This window comes from Flavonifractor sp. DFI.6.63, assembly GCF_024462255.1.
GTDB lineage: Bacteria > Bacillota > Clostridia > Oscillospirales > Oscillospiraceae > Lawsonibacter_A > Lawsonibacter_A hominis.
This window is the reverse complement of sequence record NZ_JANGBE010000158.1, coordinates 1-255: the sequence shown is the minus strand read 5'-3', so window position 1 is coordinate 255 and position 255 is coordinate 1. Positions and strand designations below refer to the sequence as shown.

The following is a 255-nucleotide window of genomic DNA, read 5'->3' as shown; positions in this document are numbered from 1 at the left end:
CCGGCTTACCTTGGGCGGACGAACCTTCCCCAAGAAACCTTAGATTTTCGGCCATTATGATTCCCACATAATTCTCGCTACTCATTCCGGCATTCTCACTCGAATACAGTCCACCGCTGCTTCCGCTGCGACTTCACCCCGTATTCGACGCTCCCCTACCCCTGTCCTAAGACAAGCCCAAGCTTCGGTTACATGCTTAGCCCCGTTATATTTTCCGCGCAGAGTCACTCGACCAGTGAGCTATTACGCACTCTT

General features: G+C 52.5%; 1 rRNA gene. It reads right to left on the bottom strand.

Features of this window, described 5'->3' with window-relative positions:
• Positions 1–255 (bottom strand): 23S ribosomal RNA (locus NE547_RS18740); the annotation flags it as partial.